Origin of the sequence: Ensifer adhaerens, from assembly GCF_020035535.1 — a bacterium.
Lineage (GTDB): Bacteria > Pseudomonadota > Alphaproteobacteria > Rhizobiales > Rhizobiaceae > Ensifer.
In genome coordinates, this window is sequence record NZ_CP083350.1 from 1,373,907 (window position 1) to 1,391,135 (window position 17,229).

Consider the following 17,229-nt stretch of genomic DNA (forward strand, 5'->3'; position numbering starts at 1 on the left):
GGAATTGAACATGGGCCGTTACTCCGTTTTCTCATTGCTTCGCCAGGCGGCGACTGGCAATACGGGATGGCAGCGCGCCTGGCGTGCGGCTGTCCCGAAACCCTCCTATGACGTTGTCATCGTTGGAGGTGGCGGACATGGCCTCGCCACCGCCTTTTACCTCGCCGAAAACCATGGGATTCGGAACGTTGCGGTTCTCGAAAAAGGCTATATCGGGGGCGGGAACGTTGGTCGCAACACCACCGTAATTCGCTCAAATTACTTGCTCGACGGCAACACCCAATTCTACGAATTCTCGATGAAGCTTTGGGAGGGAATGTCGAGCGCACTGAACTTCAACGTCATGTTCTCCCAGCGCGGCCAACTGGTAACGGCGCACTCCGCAGATCAGATGGACACGTTCAGCCACCGTGCGAACATTATGCGCTCGAATGGAATCGATGCGGACATTCTCGATCGAGAAGAAGTACGCAAGCTCGTGCCATATCTGGACTTTTCCGAAACGGCACGATTTCCCATCCACGGTGCGATATTCCAGGGACGGGCGGGGACGGCGCGCCATGACGCTGTCGCCTGGGGCTACGCTCGCGCCGCAAGCGGCCATGGCGTCGATATTATCGAGGGATGCGAAGTCACAGACTTCATCCGGCACGGAGACAGAATTGTCGGCGTCGAGACCACACGCGGGCGCATCGGCGCAGGAAAGGTAGGGCTCGCGGTGGCCGGTCACACCTCGGTTCTCGGCCAGAAGGCTGGTCTGGAACTGCCGATCGAAAGCCATTTGCTGCAGGCATTCGTGACTGAGCCCGTCAAGCCACTCGTTGACCACGTTATCGCCTATGGCGCGGACCACTTTTACCTGAGCCAATCGGACAAGGGCGGGCTCGTCTTTGGTGGGAACCTAGACGGATACAACTCCTATTCCCAGCGTGGAAACACAGGCGTGCTACGGGAAGTTTGTGAAGCCGCGATCGCGCTGATGCCGAATATTTCCAGGCTGCGTCTACTTCGCCACTGGGGGGGCATTATGGACATGACGCCGGACGCTAGTCCGATTATCTCGCTGACACCTGTCGACGGCCTCTATCTGAACGGCGGTTGGTGCTACGGCGGCTTCAAGGCAACCCCTGCGTCAGGCTGGTGCTTCGCGCACATGCTGGCGACCGACCAAACACACGAACTCACCCGTTGCTACAGGCTCGACCGCTTCCGGACGGGACACATGATTGATGAGGCCGGAGCAGGCCCGTTCGCATGGCTTCAATAGGAGATGACAAATGCTTCGTATTGCCTGCCCCTCCTGCGGTGTTCGCGACCAAGGGGAGTTTCGCTATGGAGGCGATGCTACCGTGGAACGGCCCTCCTATGACAACGCCGACCAGGAAGCGTGGTTTAGGTACGTTTACGTTCGGCCGAACCCGAAAGGACTGCACCAAGAATACTGGCAGCATATCTTTGGATGCCGCCAGTGGCTCGTAGTCGAACGTGACACCGTAACCCATTCCATCAGCTCGGTCGAATTTGCAAGAAAGCAGCGGGCATGACGTCGAACAAAAAGCGACTTCCATCCGGCGGACACCTGGATCGTTCGCAGGTTCTCAAGTTTACCTTCGATGGTGAGGTATTTTCCGGCTACAAGGGTGATACTTTGGCTTCGGCGTTACTGGCCAATGGCGTCACGCTTGTCGGGCGCAGCTTCAAATATCACCGGCCGCGGGGCTTCTTGTCCGCCGGCGCTGAGGAACCCAACGCGCTGCTCACCATCGGCAGCGGGGCTCGGCGCGAACCGAACATTCCTGCGACGACCGCCGAGCTCAGTTCGGGTCTCGAGGCGTTCAGCCAAAACAATTGGCCTTCCCTGCGCTTCGACCTGCAGAGCATCAATGGACTCTTCAGCCCGATTCTTTCCTCAGGCTTCTATTACAAGACGTTCATGGGCCCAACCCGCAAGGCCTGGATGTTCTACGAGCACTTCATCCGGAAGGCGGCGGGCCTGGGCCGTGGAACGATTGAGGTAGATCCGGACAGTTACAGCGCTCGAGATGACTTCACGGAAGTGGCCGTCGTGGGTGCCGGCCCGGCGGGGCTCGCGGCGGCGACTGCGGCCGCACAGGCGGGAGCACGTGTCGTTCTCATCGAACAGGATTTCGAACTGGGCGGCCAACTCCTGTCGGAACCCGGGGCCACCACATGGCTCGATGCCGTCCGGACCAACTTGCTAACGATGCCGAACGTCTGCGTCATGAACCGAACAGTCGCGTTCGGCCACTATGACGGCAATTCTCTCGCGCTCCTAGAAGAGGCCGATCCAGTTGCGACCAAACCCGGCGATGCCCGGAAAATCTTCACGTTGCTGCGTGCAGAGAAAATTGTCTTCGCCACAGGCGCCATCGAACGCCCAATGGTCTTTTCCAACAACGACCGACCCGGTGTGATGTTGAATTCGGCCATCAGGACCTATCTGAACCGATTTGCCATCCTGCCCGGTCGCAACGTCGTCATCAGCACCGTCGATGACAACGCCTATGCGCTGGCGTACGAGCTTGCTAGCAAGGGTGTGCGCGTTACCGTTGCGGACACGCGTCCCTCGTTGAACCCGGTGTTGCTCGACAGGGTGCGAAACGCCGGCGCCGAGGTTCATCTTGAAACCCACATCCGCAACGTAACGGGTGGACTAGCCACTCGCTCTGTCCAATTTTCGGGCAAGAGCGGAACAACAAGCATTGACTGTGATGTCGTCGGCATGTCAGGCGGCTGGTCCCCCGTCCTACACCTGACATCGCATCAAGGCGTTAAACCAACCTACCGGTCCGAAATCGACGCATTTGTGCCAGGTCAACTACCCGAGGGGCAATTCGTCGCCGGCGCAATCACAGGGAGCGTGGCCACAACACAGGCAGTCATGGAAGGGCTTAGAGCTGGTCGTTCTGCTGCAGCGGCTGTCGGCTACCATAGAGAGATCGCGGATTTGGCGGCTCCAGACATCGCCGATTCCACCGGTCCCGGCGCAGTCCACAAGCCGGCCTTTGGTCAACGCAAGGCGTTCATCGACTTTCAGATGGACGTAACACTCGATGATATCCAGTTGGCCCAGCGCGAAGGATATGAAGCGATCGAACATCTAAAACGGTACACGACGCTCGGAATGGGGACGGATCAAGGAAAAACCAGTAATATTAGTGCGTTGAAAGCAATGGCTGAATTGCGAGGGACAACGGTTCCGGCAACCGGTACAACCACGTTCCGTCCACCTTACACGCCAGTGGCAATTGGCGCTCTGGCGGGCCGGGCAATCGGTGTGCATTTCCGTCCGGTTCGTCGTACGCCCATGCATGATTGGCATATCGCAAACGGCGCGGAGATGGTTGAAGTTGGCCTCTGGATGCGCCCTTGGTTCTTCCGGGAATTCGGCGACGATGTGAACGCGGCCTACGTCAATGAGATGCGACTCGTCCGTACCGAAGCGGGCCTAATGGACATATCGACACTGGGTAAGATCGATGTTCAGGGACCGGATGCGGCCACTTTTCTTGACCGCGTCTATGCCAACGGATTCGCGAGCCTCAAGCTCGGCCGGGCACGCTATGGCGTGATGTTACGTGACGACGGTATCGTATTCGACGATGGAACGACGACGCGTGTTGGCCAGGACCGCTATTTCATGACGACGTCAACCGCAAAGGCAGCGGATGTTCTTTCCTGGCTCGAATTCCTGCTCGACAGCGCTTGGTCGGATCTGCGCGTTTCGGTCTCCTCAATCACTGACGAGTGGGCTGGGATGTCCATCGCTGGCCCCAACGCGCACGCTATATTGACGGAGGCGTTCCACGGGCTGGATGTTTCCGGTGAAGCGTTGCCTCATATGGCCATGACAGAAGGTACTTTCCAGGGTAGCGCGCTCAGGATATTGCGTTTGAGCTACTCGGGTGAGCGGGCTTATGAAATCTATGTCGGTGCCTCGAAAGGAGCGGCCGCGTGGGAACATATACTCGACATCGGGTCGCGCCGTGGCCTGAAGCCATACGGTGTCGAAGCGCTCGGAGCGCTACGGATCGAAAAGGGCCATGTCGCCGGCCCGGAAATCGATGGCAGGACGACACTGGCGGATCTTGGCATGGGGCGGATGGTCGCCAAGCGAACCGGCTATGTCGGTGAGGCCTTGAGCCGCCGTGAAGCCTTCCAAACGGCAAACCGGCAGCGAGTTGTGGGCCTGCAATGCATCGACACCGGAAAACGACTTCGCGGTGGCGCGCTTCTATTCGCACCTGGAGATCCGTTGACGGGGCATGGCCGCGGACGCGTCACATCGACGACCTTCAGCCCTGAACTCGGATGCTCCATCGGTCTCGGTTTGCTCGCAGCGGATGTCGCTGGTGAAGACATCATAGCGAGCTACCCAATGAAAAACGAAATCGTTCGAGCCAAGATAGTTTCGCCTATCTTCTTAGACCCTGCCGGAGAACGCATGCATGCCTAAGCTTCAAAGCTCCGAGAGTCTGACAGTCACTGTCTCAAACTGCCCCATTGTCCAATTGGACGCCTGGGCCGGCGAGCTATCTGCATTCGAGTCGAAAGTCGCCCAGGATATCGGAGGCCCCTTGCCGGCCGAGACAGGCCAGATAACGGTTCATGGTGACCTCACCATCGCGCGCGCGCGACCTGGTCGGTTCTGGGTCTTTTCGGCGAACGCCCCTTTCAAGTTGAGCATTCCGCCAGAACTAGGTTGTGCGCTACATCTCAGCGAGGGCCGAATACGCATAAAGGTCGGTGCGGCGAACCTGCGGCGCGTCGTTTCGAAATGCCTCGCAATCGACTGGGAGGCGAGCGAAGGTGTGGCAACGTTTACGTCGATGCACCGTATTCCCGTGCTGTTCATGCGATCTTCTGCAAGTGACGGTGAATTCATAGTACCGCGCACCTTCGCTCAGAGCATCCAAGAATGGTTGGAGGAATGCCTGTGATCCAACTGGAGAGCATCGTTGCAGCGCGGAAACGTATAGAGCGCTACGTATACCGCACACCGTTCGTGCAATCAGCTACACTGACAAAGCTGTGTGGCGCGCCTATTGGCCTCAAGCTTGAGCATCACCAGAGGACGGGCAGCTTCAAGTTGCGCGGCGCTACGAATGCGGTTCTGTCACTGACGCCCGAAGAGCGAGCCCGTGGCGTCGTGACTGCATCCACGGGCAATCATGGACGCGCGCTTGCCTACGCGGCAAAGCTACAGGGCTCGAATGCGACGGTGTGCATGTCCCATCTGGTTCCCGACAACAAAGTCGCTGAGATTCGCAGCCTCGGCGCCAATGTCCGCATCGTCGGCAAATCGCAGGACGACGCTCAGGAAGAAGCAAACCGCCTAGCCGCCGACAACGGACTCGTGCTGGTGCTGCCTTTCGATCATCCAAACGTCGTCGCCGGCCAGGGCACGCTCGGGCTTGAAATCGTCGACGCGATGCCGGACGTGATGACAGTGCTTGTGCCGCTTTCGGGAGGTGGGCTTGCAGCCGGTGTGGCCGCGGCCGTGAAAGGAAGGTCACCGAAGGCCCGCGTCATCGGCCTCACCATGGATCGAGGGGCTGCGATGAAGGCGAGCCTTGACGTGGGACGGCCGGTGCAAGTCGAGGAGGTGGCAAGTCTTGCCGATTCCCTCGGTGGCGGCATCGGCCTCGATAACGCCGTGACCTTCGAAATGTGCCGAGCGCTGCTCGACGACGTGATCTTGCTGTCTGAAGCCGAGATCGCGGCCGGCATGCGGCATGCTTATTCCCAAGAGCGCGAGGTGATCGAGGGGGCAGGGGCCGTCGGCATTGCGGCCTTGCTTTCCGGTCGGCTGGGCCGGCTGGACGGGCCTGTGGCAGTCATCCTGTCCGGTCGCAATGTCGATATGGACCTGCACCGACGGGTCATCAACGGCGCGATCGATCCGTTTAAGGAGGAAGAAGTATGACGACGATGAAAATTCTAACCGAGGCAGATTTAAGGCGCATCGTTCCGCTCGATCTTGAAGCTATTGCCTGCGTGGAAGACGCGTTCCGCGCGCTTGCTACCAAGGCGGTCGCCATGCCGCCGATCCTGAGGCTCGACATTCCCGAAGCGCGCGGCGAGGTCGATGTTAAGACGGCTTACGTGCCCGGTCTCGATGGTTTCGCCATCAAGATCAGTCCTGGCTTCTTCGACAATCCGAAGATCGGCCTGCCGAGCACCAACGGCCTGATGGTGCTGCTTTCCACGAAAACTGGCCTGGTAGAGGCCGTGCTGCTCGACAACGGCTACCTGACGGATGTGCGGACCGCCGCGGCCGGCGCCGTTGCGGCTCGGCACCTTTCGCGCCCGGATGCCAAGGTCGCCGCCATCTTCGGCGCCGGCATGCAGGCAAGGTTGCAGCTCGAGGCCTTAAGCCTCGTGCGGCCGATCCGCGAAGCACGCGTCTGGGCAAGAGACGTTGCAAAGGCTAAGGCCGCCGCAGCGGACATGACGGTGAAGCTCGGCTTTCCGGTTCGTGCCGAGGCCGACGGCCGCGCCGCTGTCGATGGCGCCGACATCATCGTTACCACCACGCCGTCCGGAACACCGGTACTTCGGACCGACTGGCTCCAGCCTGGCCAGCATGTCACGGCCATGGGGTCGGACGCCGAGCACAAAAACGAGATCGAGCCCGCCATTGTCACCGGCGTCGGCCTCTACGTCGCCGACAGCCTCAAGCAGACGCGCAGGCTCGGTGAACTCCACCATGCCATCGAAGCGGGTCTGGTGGCGGAGGGCACGATCTTCCCCGAACTCGGCGAGATCGTCGCCGGGCGCAAGCCGGGCCGTAGCGGCCCCGAGCAGATCACCGTGGCGGACCTGACCGGCACGGGCATTCAGGACACGGCCATCGCAACGCTTGCTGCCGCCCGCGCGGCTGCGACGGGCACCGGCACGTTCTTCGAGAGTTGAGACCGGCTTTTCGCCGGGTATAGAGGAAAAACCGATGAAACAAGCGAACCTGAAGTTCTCACTTCCGGAGTATGAAACGCGTCTTCAAAAAACGCGGAAAGCCATGGAGGCCAAGGGCATCGACGTGCTGATCGTCAGCGATCCGTCGAACATGAACTGGCTGACCGGCTATGACGGCTGGTCCTTCTACGTGCACCAATGCGTCGTCGTGCCGCCGGCGGGTGAACCGATCTGGTATGGCCGCGGCCAGGATGCCAACGGCGCCAAGTTCACCGCCTACCTCAAGCACGAAAACATCATCGGCTATCCGGACCACTATGTGCAGTCGACCGAGCGCCACCCGATGGATTACTTATCGGCCAAGCTTGCCGAACGCGGTCTCGACAAGCTGACGATCGGCGTGGAGATGGACAATTACTGGTTCTCCGCCGCCGCCTTCGCGTCGCTTGTGAAGCACCTGCCGAACGCCCGCTTTATCGACGCGACCGCCCTCGTCAATTGGCAGCGCGCGGTCAAGAGCGAGGCGGAAATCGGCTACATGCGCAACGCCGCAAGGATCGTCGAAAAGATGCATGAGCGCATCTTCGACAAGATCGAGGCCGGCATGCGCAAATGCGATCTGGTCGCGGAAATCTATGATGCCGGAACCCGTGGCGTTGACGGCATCGGCGGCGATTATCCGGCGATCGTGCCGCTACTGCCCTCGGGCGTGGAGGCCTCTGCACCGCACCTCACCTGGGACGACCGGCCGATGAAGACAGGCGAGGGCACCTTCTTCGAGATTGCCGGCTGCTATCACCGTTACCACGTGCCGCTCTCGCGCACCGTCTTCCTCGGTAAACCGACGCAGGCCTTCATCGACGCGGAAAAGGCCACGCTGGAGGGCATGGAGGCAGGCCTCGAAAAAGCGCGACCCGGCAATACCTGCGAGGATATCGCCAACGCCTTCTTCGCCGTGCTCAAGAAGTACGGGATCGTGAAGGACAACCGCACGGGCTATGGCATCGGCGTGTCCTATCCGCCGGACTGGGGCGAGCGCACGATGAGCCTGCGTCCCGGCGACCGCAGCGAACTGAAGCCGGGCATGACCTTCCACTTCATGACCGGGCTCTGGCTCGAGGACATGGGCTTCGAGACGACCGAGAGCATTCTGATCACCGAGAGCGGCGTCGAGTGCCTCGCCAACGTGCCGCGCAAGCTCCATGTGAAGGATTGATCTGATGACTAAGTCTGATCTAAGGCCATCGCCCATTTCCGCCAATGTGGATTTTTCAGCCGAAGGCGTTCAGCACGGTTTCCTGCGTCTGCCTTATAGCCGCGACGATTCCGCCTGGGGCTCGGTAATGATCCCGGTGACGGTCGTGAAGAACGGGGAGGGGCCGACGGCCCTTCTCACCGGCGGCAACCACGGCGACGAATATGAGGGGCCGATTGCGCTCTTCGATCTCGCCCGCACGCTGAAGGCCGACGACGTCACGGGTCGCGTGATCATCGTGCCAGCGATGAACTATCCGGCCTTTTTGGCCGGCGCCCGCACCTCGCCGATCGACAAGGGAAACATGAACCGCAGTTTCCCGGGCGCGCCGGACGGCACGGTGACCCAGAAGATTGCCGACTATTTCCAGCGCACGCTGCTACCGCTTGCCGATATCGTGCTCGACTTTCATTCCGGCGGAAAGACGCTCGATTTCCTGCCCTTCTGCGCGGCCCACATCCTGCTGGATAAGGCACAGGAGGAAAAATCCTTTGACCTCGTCAGGGCATTCGGCGCCCCATGGTCTATGAAGATGCTGGAGATCGATGCCGTCGGCATGTACGACACGGCCGCGGAGGAGATGGGCAAGGTCTTCATCACCACCGAGCTTGGCGGTGGCGGGACGGCGACGGCGAGGAGTGCTGCCATCGCCAAGACGGGCGTTTCCAACGTGCTGAAGGCGGCGGGCATCTTGAAAGGCACTGTCGAAAGCGCAGAAACCACGTGGCTCGACATGCCGGATGGAAATTGCTTTTGCTTTGCGGAGGACAGCGGCCTTATCGAGCCGTTCGTCGATCTCGGCGACCAGGTGAAGAGCGGCCAGGTTGTCGCCCGTATCTATCCGCTAGGCCGCACCGGCGTTGAACCATTGGACGTGCATGCTAAGATGGACGGCATCCTTGTCGCTCGCCATTTCCCCGGTCTCGTCAAATCCGGAGATTGTGTCAGCGTGCTGGCGATCAGCCGTTCAGTCGACTAGGCGAGGAGCGTATGGTGAAATCTCTTACTCTTAATATTACCTGCAAATCGTCACGTGGCATCGTTGCTGCGGTGACAGGCTATCTCGCCGAAAAGGGCTGTTACATTTCAGACAGTTCGCAGTTCGATGACCTCGAAACCGGCCTGTTCTTCATGCGACTTACCTTCATCAGCCAGGAAGGCGTGACGCTCGACGAGCTGAAGGCCGGCTTCGAACCGGTGGTCAAGCGCTTCGATATGAATGCTGAAATCCGCGACGGTGAAGAGCGCATGAAGGTGCTGCTGATGGTGTCGCGTTTCGGCCATTGCCTCAACGACCTGCTCTATCGCTGGAAGATCGGCGCGCTGCCGATCGATATCGTCGGCGTCGTCTCCAACCACTTCGATTACCAGAAGGTGGTCGTCAACCACGACATTCCCTTCCACTGCATCAAGGTGACGAAGGAGAACAAGCCGAAGGCCGAGGCCCAACTGCTCGAGCTCGTCGACCAGACCGGCGCCGAGCTGATCGTGCTCGCCCGCTACATGCAGGTGCTGTCGGACGCGCTCTGCAAGAAGATGTCGGGCCGGATCATCAACATCCACCACTCGTTCCTGCCGTCATTCAAGGGCGCCAACCCCTACAAGCAGGCCTATGAGCGTGGCGTGAAGCTGATTGGTGCGACGGCGCACTACGTCACCGCCGACCTCGACGAAGGCCCGATCATCGAGCAGGACATCGCCCGCATCACCCACGCCCAGAGCGCCGAAGACTATGTCTCGATCGGCCGCGACGTCGAGAGCCAGGTGCTCGCCCGCGCCGTGCACGCCCATATCCACAACCGCTGCTTCATCAACGGCAACCGCGTCGTCGTCTTCCCGCCGAGCCCGGGTTCCTACGCTTCCGAGCGCATGGGCTGAAGCGTGGCGACATATCCAGGAATACCGGCAATCACTCAGCGGTGCGATCACCGCATGACTTAAGAGTCTACTGCCCAATGGCGTCTTGAAAGCGTGGGCCGCAGGCACGGCCTTGCGGCAAACAGGACGTGCTCCTGCCAGTCGTCAGTGAGTTATACTGGGGCCAAAAGAGCGCGTCAGCCTGCTTCAAACCTGTGATGTGCGGCCCCGCGCATCACCAAGCCCGCGACTGTGATCTTCAATTGTGAGACACGAAGCAACGTGCCGATGTCGCGAGCAGTCCCAAACAACTCATCTACGCAAAGAGCGAGGCCACAATGGCGCAAGTGATCGATGGTAAGCAAGTGGCCGCATGCGTTACCGCGGGGGTATCCGAAGCGACGGTCGCCTTGAAACTACAGACACACGTCACGCCGGGCTTGGCTGTGGTCATCGTGGGCAACGACCCTGCAAGTCACGCCTATGTAAAAGCCAAGAGCAAGATGGCCAAACAGTGCGGATTCAACTCGTTCCAACACAGTCTACCGAGAGAAACAACCCAGGATCAGTTGGAGGAATTGGTAGCGAGGCTGAATGCCGATTCTACAGTTCACGGAATTCTTGTGCAACTACCGCTGCCGAAGCACCTCGACGCCGAGCCGGTCATATCGGCGATCTCTCCAGCGAAAGACGTTGATGGCCTGCACATTGTGAACGCCGGCAAGATAGCCACTGGCGACTTATCGACCGGACTCGTTTCCTGCACCCCGGCTGGCGCGATGCTTCTGGTGAAACGCATTCATGGCAAGGATCTGTCGGGGCTCAACGCCACCGTCATCGGCCGTTCCAACCTTTTCGGCAAGCCGATGGCGCTGCTGCTTCTTGCAGCGAACGCGACCGTGACGGTTGCGCACTCGAAGACAAAGAATCTTGCTTCAGTCTGTCGAGATGCCGACATTCTTGTGGTCGCCGTCGGACGCCCTCAGATGGTTAAGGCTGATTGGGTCAAGCGAGGTGCGACGGTCATCGATGTCGGCATCAACCGTGTTCTTGTGTCGGATAGCGACTCAGGAAAGAGCCGCTTGGTCGGTGACATATGCTATGATGAGATTGCGCAGGTCGCTGGCGCTATTACACCCGTTCCCGGAGGTGTCGGTCCGATGACGATCGCGATGTTAATGGCGAACACAGTGATCGCTGCTTACCGATCAGTAGGAGAAGTCGAACCCAAATTCTAGAACGCGATTTGGAGCACACAGAGTTCCGAACTGTGGTCGACCTAGCCGTCGATGGGGAAGGCGAAACTTGCTTTGACCCGATCCATCACCACCATAGTTTTGAAGCCCTTAATGTCGTTGTTCTCGTAGAAGAAGCGTCGAGTGAATTGTTCGTAGTCCTCCATGTCCTTCGCGGTGATTACGAGAATGAAGTCAGCGTCACCCGTCACGTAGTAACCGATCATCACTTCGCGCGTGTTGCGAATGGCCGTCTTAAAGCGATCCACGATGTCGGCCCGTTCCCGTTCCAACGACACCAGAACGATCATTGTGACGTAACGGCCCACCGCTTTCGGTGAAACGATTGACACATCTGCCTCAATCACGCCTTCGGCTCTTAAACGCTTGAGGCGCCGTTGGCACGCCGTCGTGGACAGGTTCACCATTTCGGCAAGCTCCTCGGACGTGAGGCGATTGTTTTTCTGTACTGCCTCTAGGAGGGCGATATCAATGCGGTCCAATTCCATGGCGAAAACCTGCGATAATGAACAAAAATTGCAGGATTAATGCGCGCTCCGGGTCAAATTCGCAACTCCAAAACGTTAGGTTGCTCATACTATCCCAGCACCGGAAGAAACCAACCGACGCCAAGAAGCTCGTGCCACGCCGCAAGCGCGCCTTTGCGTGCGTTGATCACTTGATCCCAAACTCGTTGCAGAGACCCGAAATTCGAGAGGAAGTGCCATGACCATCAATGTATCTGAAATTAGTAACAAGGACAGGAACTCCGTCCTGCACCCGTTCACGCAGCTGAAGGATTTTGCAACGGGCAAACTTGGCGATCCCACTATTGTCGAGACAGGCAAAGGCATTCGTATCCAGGACGCGAATGGCCACCAGCTAATCGACGGATTTGCGGGGCTCTATTGCGTCAACGTCGGGTACGGGCGAACCGAAGTGGCAGAAGCTATCTCGCGTCAGGCGTTCCGTCTCGCCTACTATCATTCCTATGCGGCACACACGACGGACGAACTGGCAATCCTCTCTGACCGCCTCGTGAAGATGGCGCCTGGTAAGATGAGCAAGATTTTCTATGGCATGTCGGGCTCCGACGCCAACGAGACGAACGCCAAGCTCGTCTGGTACTATAACAATCTTCGCGGAAATCCGACCAAGAAGAAAATCATCTCCCGTGAGCGCGGCTATCATGGTTGCAGCGTCATCTCCGGTTCGATGACTGGCATGAGCTTTTACCACGACCATATGGACCTGCCGGTTCAGCAAATCGTCCACACGGGTGTTCCGCACCATTACTGGGGCGCTACCCCCGGTGAGACGGAAGGCGAATTTTCGGCTCGCCGCGCGGCTGAGCTCGATCAACTAATCGAGACGCTCGGTCCGGACAACGTCGGCGCCTTCATTGCAGAACCTGTTCTCGGTACGGGCGGCATTACGCCGCCTCCGGAAGGCTATTGGTCAGCGATTCAAGCGGTTCTGAAGAAGCATGATGTGCTTCTAATTGCCGACGAGGTAATCACGGGTTTCGGGCGCACTGGATCGATGTTCGGTTCACTACACTATGGTATAGAACCGGACCTGATCACGATCGCAAAGGGGCTAACTTCCGCATACTTCCCGCTATCCGCCTCGATCGTCGGTGAGAAAGTCTATCAAGTGCTCGAGGACGGCGCCGATCGAGTGGGGGCCTTTTCGCATGGCTACACCTATTCAGGCCACCCAATCGGCGCGGCGGCTGCGAATGCGGTGCTGGACATCGTCGAACAGGAAGATCTGCCCGGCAATGCACGGGAGGTGGGATCCTATTTCCAGGCCCAGCTGCAGGAGAAATTCGCTCAGCTACCGATCGTGGGTGAAGTCCGCGGTGTCGGGTTGATGGGTGCGATCGAGTTTGTCGCTGATCGTGATGCCAAGAAACGCTTTGACCCGTCCCTAAAAGTGGGGGCACGGGTCTCCAAGGCTGCGCGAGAAGGCGGTCTCATCGCCCGTGCCATGCCGCACGGCGACATTCTCGGCTTTGCACCGCCACTTGTAACGACCAAGGCTGAAATCGACGAAATTGTCTCGATCGCCGAAGGCGCAGTTCGCGCGATCATGGACGAATTGGTCGCCGAAGGTCAGAGGATCTGAATGGATGGCGGCCGGGCGACACCCGGTCGCCCTTTGGTCCTATGAACCACAATGACTGCGTGCCTTCGTCACGCCCCCATCCGTACTGAATGACACCATTCAATTGCGCACTCACGCGCAACAGAAGGAAGCGCCATGACTGCTGCCAAACTCCGCGTAAGAAGTTCCGAGACGATGTCTGTGTTCAGCCCCTTCGATGGGACTATCGTTGGCTCGGTCAACGTAAGCAGCGCGCATGAGATTGCCGACCTCATGGGGCGAGCCCGTCGGGGGGCCGCGTGTTCGCGCGAACTTCCGCGGCACCTTCGCTCCAGCATCCTCGAGCGGGCTGCGCAGATTATCGACAGCCGCTCGGACACTTTCGCCCAAACTATCGTCAAGGAGGCCGGCAAAACGATCGTGCAAGCACGCAAGGAAGTGTCGCGTTGCGTCAACACGTTGAAGCTGTCAGCGGAAGAGGCGAAGCGGAATGTTGGCGAGGTCGTGCCTTTCGATGCCTACGCAGGTTCTGAAAAACGTCAGGGATGGTTCACGCGCGAACCGCTCGGTATCGTCGTCGCCATCACGCCATACAATGATCCACTCAATTTGGTTGCTCACAAGTTGGGTCCGGCGATCGCAGGCGGCAATTCGATTCTATTGAAGCCTTCAGAGCTTACCCCCCTTTCGGCAACCGCCCTCGTGGATGCTCTCATTGAGGCAGGATTGCCAGAAGAGATAATTACACTGGCAATCGGAAGTTCAGAGCTGAGTAAGGCGATCGTCGCGGAGCGTGATGTTCGCATGGTGTCATTCACCGGCGGGTTTGCCACGGGAGAGGCGATCACGCGCTCGGCAGGCCTGAAGAAAATGGCCATGGAACTCGGCGGCAATGCCCCAGTCATCGTCATGGCCGACTGTAACATCGACGCGGCGGTCGAGTCTTGCGTGTCGGGTGCGTTCTGGGCGGCCGGTCAGAACTGTATCGGCACCCAACGGATCCTTGTTCAATCCGCGATCTATGAGCGGTTCCGCGATGCATTTGTAGCGATGACAGCAAAATTGAAGGCCGGCGATCCGTCTCGCGAAGACACAGACGTTGGTCCAATGATTTCGAAGCAGGCTGCCGAGCGAACTGAGCTCGCAGTGAATGAAGCTGTTGCCGGCGGCGCGATTTTACTCTGTGGAAATCGCCGTGAAGGTTCGCTCTACCACCCGACAGTACTGGAAGGTACGGCGCTCTCCTGCCGCCTCTGGCACGAGGAGGTTTTTGCTCCTGTAGTCATGATCGCGTCCTTCGACACACTCGACCAGGCAATTGAGTTGGCCAATGCGCCGGAATACAGTCTTCACGCCGGTATTTTCACGAACAATCTGTCCGACGCGCTTGATGCGGCGGCCCGCATCGACGCCGGCGGCGTAATGATCAATGACTCTTCGGACTATCGGTTTGACGCGATGCCTTTCGGCGGATCGAAATACGGAAGCATGGGCCGTGAAGGCGTTCGATTCGCTTTTGAGGAAATGACCCAGCCGAAGGTCATCTGCATCAATCGAGAATGAACAGGCCCCCTGCAGAGTTTGCTACATGGATGCTTTTCATGTTTCGAAACTTGCACCGATGCCTGAACGTTTCGTGAGCTCGCCAGACGAACGCGGGCCGCTTCAACAATGACGTCAATCGATGTTCCGGTTGAGGAGTCTTCTTATGTCAAATGTGACGCGCCAAGAACATGATCTTCTTGGCTGGCGAGACGTACCGTCGTCTGCCTCCTACGGCATTCACACACTGCGCGCGATGGAGAACTTCCCAATCACGGGGAGAACCATCGCTTCGTTGCCGGATCTTGTCGTCGCACTCGCCACAATCAAGGAAGCCGCCGCGCTCGCCAATCGAGAACTTGGCAGGCTGGATGAGGTAAGAATGCGGGCAATATGCATGGCCTGCAGCGAAATCCGCTCAGGTAAACTGCACGACCAGTTCGTTGTGGACCTGATTCAAGGTGGCGCGGGCACTTCGACGAACATGAATGCCAATGAGGTTATCGCCAACCGCGCGTTAGAACTCATGAACAGAAGTCGAGGTGAATACGACGTCATTCACCCCAACGAGCACGTCAACATGAGCCAGAGCACGAACGATGTTTACCCAACTGCTCTGAAGATTGCGGCGTGGTTCGCAGCGCGACGATTGGGTGAAACTCTTGCGTCTTTAGCTCGAGCATTTTTAGAAAAAGCAGGTGAGTTTTCCGATGTTGTTAAGATCGGGAGAACACAGCTTCAGGATGCAGTGCCGATGACTCTGGGCCAAGAGTTCGGCGCTCATGCACATATGATTGAAGAGGATCGCTTGCGGCTTCAGCAAGCCGCCAATCATCTCTGCGAGATTAATCTGGGCGGAACAGCTATCGGAACAGGGATAAATGCTCCGGCCGGCTATGCTAGCCTCGTTCGCGAAAAGCTTATCGCGCTTACAGGCATTGAACTTCTCACCGCACCTAATCTCGTGGCGGCAACGCAAGACTGCGGCTCATTCGTTGAGCTGTCCGGAGCCTTGAAAAAAACTGCGGTCAAGATATCGAAGATTTGCAACGACCTTCGGCTCCTCTCAAGCGGTCCTCGTGCCGGTCTGAACGAAATAACGCTCCCTCCACGGCAGGCCGGGTCATCTATCATGCCCGGCAAGATCAATCCGGTGATCCCCGAAGTCGTCAATCAAGTTGCTTTTGCAGTGATTGGCAATGATGTAACGATTTCGTTTGCTGCCGAGGCGGGACAACTCCAACTCAACGCTTTTGAGCCAGTAATGGCATACAGTCTGTTCAATAGTCTCGATCATATGGAAGCCGCGTGTCGCACATTAGAACTGAATTGTGTGAAAGGGATCACTGCGAACCGCCATCAACTCAGGCAGGCCGTTGAAAATTCCATAGGTCTCGCCACGGCGCTCAACCCGTACATCGGATACGCGAATGCGACGTCGGTTGCGATGGAGGCACACCGGACGGGACGAAGTGTGTTTGACCTGGTGTCCGAGCAGGGGCTTCTTAGCAGAGAGCAGCTTAATTGTGTGCTTGAGCCGCAATCGTTAGCTGAACCGGGTCGAAGCGGCGACCTTCGGAATGCGTCGAGCGGTCATGGCGAGATGACTGGTGCGGAACGCATCTGAGGTATTCGATCAAGACTATGCATTCGTGTCCGATCCAAGCTCTGAAGAATAATGCGTAACGAGAGTCCGTGTGGCTGCCGCGAGAACCTCTCTTGAAAGGGCGTCATCGTTGATCGTTCGCGCCAGCACAATTGCGCCAACCAGGGTTGCAAGGACCCCCACGGCATCGTCGAAGCCCGACGGCTTCGCCGATGCACCTAAAACGTCTCGGAACAATTCCAGGTGCGCCTCAATTCCACAGGTGAAGACAGAGCGCACGTGTTGGCCTTCTCGCGCAGCATCCGGGCCAAGAGCAGCCAGCGCGCACCCGCCCGCTGTCGCGTCGCGGTGTGTCGTCGATAGGTAGTAGGTCACTAGGGCCAGTAGAGGGCGCGCGGCATCGGCAGAAACCGCCTGGCGAAGCTTATAGAGGTTTTCATTGATAGCTCTTTCGCTCGATCTCACCTCAAGGTCAGCTTTGGATCGAAACTGCCCATAAAAGGCTCCCCGCGTAAGTCCTGCCGCATTCATAAGGTCGGACAGCCCGATTCCGTCAAAACCCCGTTCACGAAATAAGCGGCTTGCGACATCGATTACGTGTTCTCGGTTTTTTTCCGCCTGCTGCCGACTAACCCGCATTTTATCTCCGCTGTTCAGTTGACTCGTTATATGTCGAGTGACATTTATAA

15 protein-coding genes are annotated in these 17,229 nt (G+C 58.4%); 13 read left to right on the forward strand and 2 right to left on the reverse strand.

What is annotated here, in order from left to right; all coding sequences use genetic code 11:
• The first annotated feature begins 10 nt into the window (after window positions 1–10).
• From LAC81_RS26620 to folD, 10 genes are all read left to right on the forward strand, one after another.
• The gene (locus tag LAC81_RS26620; RefSeq protein ID WP_223730121.1) at window positions 11–1,267 is read left to right on the forward strand and encodes a sarcosine oxidase subunit beta family protein; all 1,257 of its coding nucleotides are present in this window, start codon (window positions 11–13) and stop codon (window positions 1,265–1,267) included.
• A gap of 10 nt (window positions 1,268–1,277) precedes the next feature.
• Window positions 1,278–1,544: a sarcosine oxidase subunit delta gene (locus LAC81_RS26625; RefSeq protein WP_223730122.1), complete on the forward strand. Its 267-nt coding sequence runs from the start codon at window positions 1,278–1,280 to the stop codon at window positions 1,542–1,544.
• The gene (locus LAC81_RS26630; protein ID WP_223730123.1) at window positions 1,541–4,477 is read left to right on the forward strand and encodes a sarcosine oxidase subunit alpha family protein; all 2,937 of its coding nucleotides are present in this window, start codon (window positions 1,541–1,543) and stop codon (window positions 4,475–4,477) included. The genes LAC81_RS26625 and LAC81_RS26630 overlap by 4 nt, the downstream gene beginning before the upstream one ends.
• Window positions 4,470–4,961, forward strand: a complete 492-nt coding sequence (locus LAC81_RS26635) for a hypothetical protein (RefSeq protein WP_223730124.1) — start codon at window positions 4,470–4,472, stop codon at window positions 4,959–4,961. The genes LAC81_RS26630 and LAC81_RS26635 overlap by 8 nt, the downstream gene beginning before the upstream one ends.
• Window positions 4,940–5,947, forward strand: a complete 1,008-nt coding sequence (gene eutB / locus LAC81_RS26640; protein WP_223730125.1) for a hydroxyectoine utilization dehydratase EutB — start codon at window positions 4,940–4,942, stop codon at window positions 5,945–5,947. The genes LAC81_RS26635 and eutB overlap by 22 nt, the downstream gene beginning before the upstream one ends.
• Window positions 5,944–6,936 carry an ectoine utilization protein EutC gene (gene eutC, locus LAC81_RS26645; protein ID WP_223730126.1) on the forward strand — a complete coding sequence of 331 codons (993 nt, stop codon included), beginning with the start codon at window positions 5,944–5,946 and terminating at the stop codon, window positions 6,934–6,936. The genes eutB and eutC overlap by 4 nt, the downstream gene beginning before the upstream one ends.
• A 34-nt stretch (window positions 6,937–6,970) precedes the next feature.
• Window positions 6,971–8,152, forward strand: coding sequence for an ectoine hydrolase DoeA (gene doeA / locus LAC81_RS26650; RefSeq protein WP_223730127.1), 1,182 nt, complete (start codon window positions 6,971–6,973; stop codon window positions 8,150–8,152).
• A 4-nt stretch (window positions 8,153–8,156) separates the two neighbouring features.
• Entirely contained in the window at window positions 8,157–9,170 is a 1,014-nt protein-coding gene (gene doeB, locus LAC81_RS26655) for a N(2)-acetyl-L-2,4-diaminobutanoate deacetylase DoeB (protein ID WP_223730128.1), read from the forward strand.
• 11 nt (window positions 9,171–9,181) lie between these two features.
• Complete coding sequence (gene purU / locus LAC81_RS26660; protein WP_419196089.1) at window positions 9,182–10,069, forward strand: formyltetrahydrofolate deformylase; 888 nt, start codon at window positions 9,182–9,184, stop codon at window positions 10,067–10,069.
• A gap of 317 nt (window positions 10,070–10,386) precedes the next feature.
• Window positions 10,387–11,286 carry a bifunctional methylenetetrahydrofolate dehydrogenase/methenyltetrahydrofolate cyclohydrolase FolD gene (gene folD / locus LAC81_RS26665; RefSeq protein ID WP_223730130.1) on the forward strand — a complete coding sequence of 300 codons (900 nt, stop codon included), beginning with the start codon at window positions 10,387–10,389 and terminating at the stop codon, window positions 11,284–11,286.
• A 41-nt stretch (window positions 11,287–11,327) separates the two neighbouring features.
• On the opposite strand, the gene LAC81_RS26670 is transcribed toward folD, so the two are convergent.
• Window positions 11,328–11,792, reverse strand: coding sequence for an Lrp/AsnC family transcriptional regulator (locus LAC81_RS26670; protein ID WP_223730131.1), 465 nt, complete (start codon window positions 11,790–11,792; stop codon window positions 11,328–11,330).
• Between the two features lie 217 nt (window positions 11,793–12,009).
• On the opposite strand from LAC81_RS26670, the gene LAC81_RS26675 reads away from it, so the two are divergent.
• From LAC81_RS26675 to LAC81_RS26685, 3 genes are all read left to right on the forward strand, one after another.
• The gene (locus LAC81_RS26675) at window positions 12,010–13,413 is read left to right on the forward strand and encodes an aspartate aminotransferase family protein (protein ID WP_223730132.1); all 1,404 of its coding nucleotides are present in this window, start codon (window positions 12,010–12,012) and stop codon (window positions 13,411–13,413) included.
• Between the two features lie 135 nt (window positions 13,414–13,548).
• Window positions 13,549–14,955, forward strand: coding sequence for an aldehyde dehydrogenase family protein (locus tag LAC81_RS26680; RefSeq protein ID WP_223730133.1), 1,407 nt, complete (start codon window positions 13,549–13,551; stop codon window positions 14,953–14,955).
• 145 nt (window positions 14,956–15,100) lie between these two features.
• Window positions 15,101–16,561, forward strand: a complete 1,461-nt coding sequence (locus LAC81_RS26685) for an aspartate ammonia-lyase (RefSeq protein ID WP_223730134.1) — start codon at window positions 15,101–15,103, stop codon at window positions 16,559–16,561.
• 15 nt (window positions 16,562–16,576) lie between these two features.
• On the opposite strand, the gene LAC81_RS26690 is transcribed toward LAC81_RS26685, so the two are convergent.
• On the reverse strand, window positions 16,577–17,179 hold the full coding sequence (locus LAC81_RS26690) for a TetR family transcriptional regulator (RefSeq protein WP_223730135.1): 603 nt from the start codon (window positions 17,177–17,179) through the stop codon (window positions 16,577–16,579).
• Window positions 17,180–17,229 lie beyond the last annotated feature (50 nt).